The organism is Cellulomonas sp. ACRRI, from assembly GCF_022346185.1.
Lineage (GTDB): Bacteria > Actinomycetota > Actinomycetes > Actinomycetales > Cellulomonadaceae > Cellulomonas.
In genome coordinates this window covers 1-5,913 of record NZ_JAKRMS010000184.1, presented here as the reverse complement: position 1 = coordinate 5,913, position 5,913 = coordinate 1, and the positions used below count along the sequence as shown (strand labels likewise).

Below are 5,913 nucleotides of genomic sequence, written 5' to 3'. Positions count from 1 at the left end.
GGAGTGGTTCGGGGCGGAGGGGTACACGATCGCCCGGGAGGTGGCGCAGCGGGGGGTGGCCGCGGTGTACGTCCTCGCGTTCGTGAACGTGCTGCGCCAGTTCCGCCCGCTGCTCGGCGAGCACGGCCTGCTCCCGGTCCCCGCGTTCACCGAACGGGTGCCGTTCCGCGCCGCGCCGAGCCTGTTCGCGTGGCGGTACTCCGACCGGCTGCTCGTCGTCGTCGGCTGGGTGGGGCTCGTGGTCGCTGTCGCGCTGGTCGCGGGGCTCCCGCAGCAGGGACCGCCCTGGCTGCCGCTGCTCGCGTTCGCGGTGCTGTGGGTGCTGTACCTGTCGGTGGTGAACGTCGGGCAGACGTTCTACGGGTTCGGCTGGGAGTCGCTGCTGCTGGAGGCGGGGTTCCTGGTGGCGTTCCTCGGCTCGGACGACGTCGCCCCGCCGTGGACCGTCCTCGCGCTGCTCTGGTGGTTGGTGTTCCGGCTGGAGCTCGGCGCGGGCCTGATCAAGTGGCGGGGCGACCGGGCCTGGCGCGACCTGACGGCGCTGTACTACCACCACGAGACCCAGCCCATGCCCGGGCCCGCGAGCCGGCTGTTCCACCTGCTCCCCCGCCCGCTGCACCGGGTCGAGGTGGCCGCGAACCACGTCGCGCAGCTCGTCGTGCCGTTCGGGCTGCTGGTCCCCGGCCCGGTGGCGGGCACCGCCGCCGCGGTCATGATCGTGACGCAGCTCTGGCTGGTGCTGTCGGGCAACTTCGCCTGGCTGAACTGGCTGACGATCGTGCTGGCGGCCTCAGCTGTCGACGACCGGTCGTGGACGGCGGTGCTCGGCCTGGTCGGGGTCGACGTCCGCACCGGCGCGCCGCCCGCCGGTCCGCCGCCGTGGTTCGTCGGGGTGGTGCTCGCCGTCACCGCGCTGTGCGTAATGCTGTCGTTCTGGCCGGCGCGCAACCTGGTGTCCCGGAACCAGCGGATGAACGCGTCGTTCAACCCGTTCCACCTGGTCAACGCCTACGGCGCGTTCGGCACGATCACGCGGCGGCGCACCGAGGTCGTCGTGGAGGGCACCCGGGACGACGACCCGGCGGACGCGACGTGGCTCGAGTACGGGTTCCGCGGCAAGCCGGGAGACGTCCGGCGGCTGCCCCGGCAGGTCGCGCCGTACCACCTGCGGCTCGACTGGCTGATGTGGTTCCTGGCGCTCGGCTCGGCGGCGCAGCTGCGCTGGTTCGTGCCGTTCCTGGCGAGGCTGCTGGAGGCCGACCGCCCGACGCTCCGGCTGCTGGCACACGACCCGTTCCGCGGCGAGCGCCCGCGGTGGGTGCGGGCCCGGCTGTACGGCTACCGCTTCGCCACCCCCGCCGAGCACCGGGCCACCGGCGACCGCTGGGTGCGCCGGGACGAAGGGCTGCTGGTCGACGCGGTGAGCCTGGCGCAGCTCGTCCGCCGGGGCTGAGCGGGCCGTCGTCGGGCGCGCCGGCGCGGGTGGGCCGGCCCGTCAGCCCCGCCGCGGCGCCAGGTCCTCCTGCAGCACGAGTGCCGCAGCGCCCACGGCGGCGGCGTCCGCGACGTGCGCCGCGAGCGCCACCCGGACCCCGTGCCGGTCCGCCGCGTGCAGCTCCGCGCGCAGCCGCCGCTCGACCACCCGGGCGTAGAGCGACCCGGCGGTGCTGAACGCCGGGCCGGCGAGCACCACGGAGTCCACGTCCAGCAGGTTCGCGACGGTCACCGCCGCGTCCGCGAGGTACTCCGCGGAGTCCTCGACCAGCTCGAGCGCGAGGGGGTCGCCCTGCACCGCGGCGGTGGCCACCGCCCCGAAGTCCGTGATCGGGTCGTCGTCCGGGCTGAGCCGCACGGTCGTCGCACGCCCCGCGGCGACCGCCTCCCGCGCGCGCCGGGCGACGGCGTGCGGGGCGGCGAGCTCCTCGAGCGTCGGCCCCGGCTCGTGCGCGCTGCGGTGCAGGTGCATCCGCCCGAGCGGACCGGCGTTGCCGCTGGCGCCGCGGTGCACGGCGCCGCCGACCACGACGCCGGCGCCGATGCCGGCGCCCATGTACAGCGTGCAGTGCGCGACCGAGCCGGCGGTGCGCCCGGCCCAGTACTCCCCGACGGCCGCGGCGGTGGCGTCGTTGTCCAGCACCACCGGGAGGCCGACGGCCTCGGCGAGCGCGGCGCGCACGCCGAAGCCCTGCCACCGGTGCAGCGACCGGGACACCGTGATCGCGCCCGCGTCGAGGTCGAGGGTGCCGGGGACCGCGAGGCCCACGCCCGCCACCCGGTCCCGCCCGATCCCGGCGGCGCGCAGCAGCACGTCGATCTCCCCCGCGATGCCGATGACGACGGCGTCGGGGTCCTCCTCGCGCGCGCCGCGCACCCGCGTGCGCGCGACGACCGCGCCCCGGGCGTCGATGAGCACGACGACCAGCCAGTCGGCGCCGAGCTGGACGCCGACGGCGCACCGCGCGAGCGGGTCCAGGGTGAGCATCACGCGCGGCTTCCCGCCGGTCCACTCCCGGGCCCCGCTCTCGCGCAGCAGCCCCTGGTCGAGCAGCGCCCGCACCGCGTGCGAGATCGCCGCCTGGGTCAGCCCGGTGAGCTCGGCCAGCTCGACGCGGCTGATGGGCCCGCGGGTGCGGACCAGGTCGAGCACCCGGGAGCGCGTGGTCGACGGCGCGCGGCCGCCCCGCCGCCCGGCGCCCTGCCCGACCTCGACGCCGTCCATGCCGCTCAGCATGGCACGGCGCCGCACGCTGGCCGCGCCGGGCGTGCGATGCTGCGGCCATGACGACGCCGACGCCGCCCGACCGGCGGCCGGGCAGCGGCGTCCGGGTCGGGCTGGCGCTGCTGCCGGCCGATGACGACGGCGCGCTCGAGCCCTTCTACACGGACCTCCTGGCGGGCATGGAGGAGGAGCTGGACCGGCACGGGGCGAGCGTGTTCGTGCACGTCGTGCCGGACCTCGGCGCCGAGCTCGTGGCCTACCGCCGGTGGGCGCGGGACGGGCTGGTGGACGCGGTGGTGATCTCCGACCTGGTGGCCGACGACCCCCGCGAGCAGGCGTGCCGGGACCTCGGGCTGCCGTCCGTGCTGCTGGGCGGCGAGCCCGGCGACGGCCGGTGGGTGGTCGACTACGACAACGACAGCGCCATGCGCACCGCGGTCGCGTTCCTCGCCGACCTCGGCCACCGCCGGGTCGGCTGGGTGTCCGGGCCCGGGCGCTACCGGCACACGCGGGTGCGTGGCGCCGCGTTCCGGGACGCCGCGGCCGCCGCCGGGGTGGTCGGGCTGCACCGGGAGGGCGACTACGGGGCGGCGAGCGGCGCGCTGCGCACCGCCGAGCTGCTCGGGCTGCCCGAGCCGCCCACGGCGATCGTGTACGACAACGACCTCATGCCGCTGGCCGGGCTGCGCGAGGCGGCGCGGCTCGGCGTGCGCGTGCCGCAGGACCTGTCGGTGCTGGCCTGGGACGACTCGGCGAACGTCCGCATCTCGCACCCGCCGCTGTCCGTGGTGAGCCGCGACGTGCACGAGCTGGGCGCGCTGACGGCCGAGGTGCTGCTGCGGGCGGTGGCCGGCGGGCCGCCGGCGACCACCCGCACCCCGGGGGTGCGGGTGGTGCCGCGCGGCTCGACGGCCCCGCCGCCCGCCTGACCGACCGGCTCAGACCGCCGTCGCGTGCAGCACCAGGGCCTGCGCCGGCCACAGCGCGGGGATCTGCAGCCCGGCCTCGGCGAGCACCCGCCCCGGCAGCGTGACCTCGCCCGCGGCCAGCCAGGGCGGCGTGATCCAGCCCCAGCGCGCGGCGCCGACCTCGTCGCGCACGCGCACCCGGTACCGCGCGTCGGGGCGCAGCCCGTGCAGCCGGACCGGTTCCGGCCGGGCGTCCTCGAGGGTGGCGACGGTCGCGACGGTCCACACCCCTGCCGAGCCGTCCGGCGCCACCGCGCCGACCACCCGGAGCGCCGGGTCCCGGACGTCCGCGTGCACCGCGGTGCCGGTGTGGATCAGCGGCCGCAGCTCCCGGTACAGCCCGGCGAACCGCGTCAGGACCTCGACCTCCTCGTCCGGGCAGGACAGCACGTCCCACTCGAAGCCCGCGGAGCCCATCAGGCTCGTCGCGAGCCGGTACGACAGGTCGAGGGTGCGGCCCGAGCTGTGCGACGTCGGCGGGCCGACGTGCGCGCCGACGAGCTCGGGCGGCAGCAGCAGCCCGGTCCACCGCTGGATGTCCTGCCGCTCGACGGCGTCGTTGGAGTCGGACGCCCACACCCGGTCGGCGACCTCCAGCACGCCGAGGTCGCTGCGCGCGCCGCCGGACGAGCAGGACTCGATCTCCAGGCCCGGGTGCCGCGCCTTCAGCTCCGCCATCAGCCCGAGCACGGCGCGGGTCTGCGCGTCGACGCCGGGCCGGCCCTCGTGCCGCGCGTCCACCAGGTCGCGGTTGTGGTCCCACTTGATGAAGTCGATCCCGAGCTCGGCGACCAGCGCGGACACCTGCCCGAGGACGTGCGCCCGCGCCTCCGGCCGGGCCAGGTCGAGCACGTACTGGGTGCGGTACGACAGCCCGTCGGGGTCCGGGACGCGGTCGGGGGCGTGCAGGAGCCAGTCGGGGTGCGCCCGGGCGAGGTCCGAGTCGAGGCTGACCATCTCCGGCTCGAACCAGAGCCCGAACTGCATGCCGAGCGCGTGCACCCGCTCGGCGAGCGGTCCGAGCCCGTCGGGCCACACCGCGGGGTCGACCACCCAGTCGCCCAGCCCCCGGGTGTCGTCGCGGCGCGCGAGGAACCAGCCGTCGTCGAGCACGAACCGCTCGACCCCGATCCGCGCGGCCCGCTCGGCGAGCCGGAGCACCGTGGCGGGGTCGTGGTCGAAGTACACCGCCTCCCAGGTGTTCAGCACGAGCGGCCGGGGCGTGCGCGGGTGCTGGGGCCGGGCGCGCAGGAACGTGTGGAACCGCGCGGTCACGCCGTCCAGCCCGGCGCCCGACCACGCGAACCACGCGGTCGGCGCCGCCCAGGAGTCCCCGGGCCCGAGCACGACCTCACCCGGGCGCAGCAGCTCGCCGGCGCCCAGCAGCGTCGGCTGGTCCGGCAGCCGGTCCGTGCGGTAGGTCGCGTCCGCGGGCCAGGCCAGGTGCACCGCCCAGACCTCCCCGTCCCGGTCGCGCGGGGCGGCGGCGGACAGGGCGAGCAGCCACGGGTGGTCGTGGCCCGGCCGGCCCCGGCGGGTCTGCCGGGCCAGCGAGCCGCGGGGCAGCGGGCCGGTGGCCGGCACCTTCTCCCGGGTCCACCGGCCGGCGAACGTCGTGAGCACGTCCGCCCGGGTCGGCACCGGCAGCGCCGCCTCGAGGGCGTGCACCTCCACGGGGGCGGCCGCGCCGGGCGCCACCTCCAGGCGGTGCGCGACGCCGAGCAGCCCGCCGGGCTCCAGGTGCAGCCGCGAGCGCAGAACCAGCCCCGCGGCCGCGTCGCGGGCGACCACCTCGACCGCGTGGCCGTCCGGGGCCACCTCCGGCGGCTCGGCCGACCACCGCGGGGTCAGCGGCACGCCGTCGCGCACGAGCTGCAGGCCCGGCCGGCCCGGCCAGCCGTCGGTCTCCTGCGGCAGCAGCGACGGGTGCCCGGCCGCGTCCAGGGTGCCCGGCGCGGTCTGCCGGTCGGCGGCGACCCGCAGCGCGACGAGGTCCGCCGCGGTCAGCGCCCCCAGGTCGGCACCCCAGTGCTGCACCTGCGGCAGGCCGTCGCGGGGGTGCGCCAGGACGACGGCCACGCCGTCGCGGCGCAGCACGGTCCACGTCGGGGCGTCGGGCGCGGGGGTCGGGGTCGTGGCGGTCACAGGCTCTCCTTCGAGTCGGACGGTCGGGTCGGGACGGGCTAGGCGGGCACGACCGGGGCGGTCGCTGCGCGGGGTGCGGCG

4 protein-coding genes are annotated in these 5,913 nt (G+C 77.6%); 2 read left to right on the top strand and 2 right to left on the bottom strand.

Annotated features, from left to right (window positions below):
* Positions 1-1,453: lipase maturation factor family protein (locus MHY85_RS19835; RefSeq protein ID WP_255733769.1), on the top strand; the 1,453-nt coding region annotated here is incomplete at its 5' end.
* 42 nt (positions 1,454-1,495) lie between these two features.
* Here the strand turns inward: MHY85_RS19835 and MHY85_RS19830 are convergent.
* Entirely contained in the window at positions 1,496-2,719 is a 1,224-nt protein-coding gene (locus tag MHY85_RS19830; RefSeq protein WP_239199904.1) for an ROK family transcriptional regulator, read from the bottom strand.
* A 59-nt stretch (positions 2,720-2,778) separates the two neighbouring features.
* Here MHY85_RS19830 and MHY85_RS19825 point away from each other — a divergent pair, with 59 nt between their 5' ends.
* The gene (locus tag MHY85_RS19825; protein WP_239199901.1) at positions 2,779-3,648 is read left to right on the top strand and encodes a LacI family DNA-binding transcriptional regulator; all 870 of its coding nucleotides are present in this window, start codon (positions 2,779-2,781) and stop codon (positions 3,646-3,648) included.
* A gap of 9 nt (positions 3,649-3,657) precedes the next feature.
* Here the strand turns inward: MHY85_RS19825 and MHY85_RS19820 are convergent, their stop codons facing one another.
* Positions 3,658-5,832 (bottom strand): alpha-galactosidase, encoded by a 2,175-nt coding sequence (locus MHY85_RS19820; protein WP_239199898.1) that lies wholly within the window; start codon positions 5,830-5,832, stop codon positions 3,658-3,660.
* Positions 5,833-5,913: the final 81 nt, after the last annotated feature.